Below are 1,530 nucleotides of genomic sequence, written 5' to 3' on the forward strand. Positions count from 1 at the left end.
GGTGGAGAGTCTGGCGCTGTTCGACGGTCGCCGCACGCTGGCGCTGGATGTGCAAAAGGCCCATCCCTGCGGCACGATGGGCGTGCCGTGCGCGGCGCAGGTACGCACCACGGCGGCGACTTCGTCCGTGCTGCCGGGGCGCACCACGGCCAGAGCGCGGCCGCGGTGGCGGCGGCGCCAGTCGCGCTCCCATGCCTCCAGGTCGGTATCGGCACAGGTCAACACATGCGCTTGGCCGACGGCGGCGCGCAGCGCCTGCAGCAACGTGGTCCGCGCTGATGGATCGAGAGGAGCGGTTGACTGATCCATCATTCAGAACCGTTGCTGGCCGCAGGTTGCGGGACGCGGGCGGCGCCCAGCCGCAGCCGCACATGCAGGGCACAGGCCGTAAACAGCCCAATGCACAACACGACCTGCCCCCAGGCCAGTGCGGCCGACAGGCCGCTTTCGCTGGTGGCGCGCACGATGCCTTCGGTGAAGTACAGCCACACCAGCAGACTCACCCAGCGGTAGGTGTACATGCGGTGGCGCAGCAGGCCAGGCAACGGCAGGGCCAGCGGCAAGACCTTGAGTGCCCACCACGACCCGCCGGGACGCAGCGGCGCCAGCCACAGCTCCCACGCCAGCCCTAGGACGATCAGGCCCAGCACACAGACCACGGCCAGCGCCCTTGTCCAGCGCGCCTGCGCCAGGGCAGCGGGCACGGCGGATGCCGTGGGCGCACTGGGCCCGGCAAGGGGGGCGGACGGGGAGGGGGACGGCGCGGACATCGGCTGGCATGATAGCGGCATGACCGCATCCGATCCGTCCGCGCGGGCGGCGCCTGCCGCGGTTGATCAGGCCGCTCTAAGGCCCCTTTGGCGGCGTGGCTGGCAGAAGGCCCGCGACTTTCCGTGGCGCACCACGTGGCTGACGCTGCGCGAGCGCTTCGCGCAGGACCGGCTGGCGGTGGCCGCCGGCAGCCTGACGTTCACGACCACCATCTCCCTCGTGCCGCTGGTGACGGTGGCGCTGGCGGTGTTTGCGCTGTTTCCGGCGTTTGGCGCGATGGAGCAGCGCGTGCAGCGCTGGATGGTGGAGGCGCTGGTGCCGGACCACATCGCCCGCCAGGTTGGACGCTACCTGTGGCAGTTTGCCAGCCAGGCCGGCCAGATCGGCCTGGGCGGGGCGATCGTGCTGCTGGTGACGGCCTTGGCGCTGGTGCTGACGATCGACCGCCAGCTCAACGACATCTGGCGCGTGCCGCGGCTGCGGCCGCTGGCGCAGCGGGTGCTGGTCTACTGGGCGGTGCTGACGCTGGCGCCGCTGGTGCTGGCGCTGATGTTGAGCGCCAGCTCCTACGCGCTGTCGGTGTCGCGCGGCTGGCTGCCGGCAGCGCACCAGGGGGTGCGCTGGGCGCTGGATGCAGCCGGGTTCGCCGCGTTGGCGCTGGGTATGGCGGCGCTGTACCGCTGGGTGCCGAACGCCCCCGTCCGGCTGCGCCATGCGCTGGCCGGCGGGGTGTTCGTCGCGCTGGCGTTCGAGCTGGCA

At 71.9% G+C, this 1,530-nt stretch carries 2 protein-coding genes and 1 pseudogene; 1 reads left to right on the forward strand and 2 read right to left on the reverse strand.

Translation table 11 applies throughout. The annotated features are described in order from the left end of the window. Positions 1-312: pseudogene (locus ACK4TH_RS11790) on the reverse strand (hypothetical protein); the annotation flags it as partial. After that, on the reverse strand, positions 309-770 hold the full coding sequence (locus tag ACK4TH_RS11795) for a DUF2069 domain-containing protein (RefSeq protein WP_409626706.1): 462 nt from the start codon (positions 768-770) through the stop codon (positions 309-311). The gene ACK4TH_RS11795 and the pseudogene ACK4TH_RS11790, both read right to left, overlap by 4 nt. Before the next feature lie 19 nt (positions 771-789). Between ACK4TH_RS11795 and ACK4TH_RS11800 the strand changes: the two genes are divergently transcribed. Continuing rightward, the coding region (locus ACK4TH_RS11800) for a YihY family inner membrane protein (RefSeq protein WP_409626708.1) at positions 790-1,530 on the forward strand (741 nt) is incomplete at its 3' end.

It is taken from the genome of Tepidimonas sp. (genome assembly GCF_046292505.1).
In the GTDB taxonomy this organism is placed as follows: domain Bacteria; phylum Pseudomonadota; class Gammaproteobacteria; order Burkholderiales; family Burkholderiaceae_C; genus Tepidimonas.

Excerpts from the sequence above, each read along its gene's own strand:
- ACK4TH_RS11795 (WP_409626706.1), bottom strand. The coding sequence starts at position 770 with ATGTCCGCGCCGTCCCCCTCCCCGTCCGCCCCCCTTGCCGGGCCCAGT.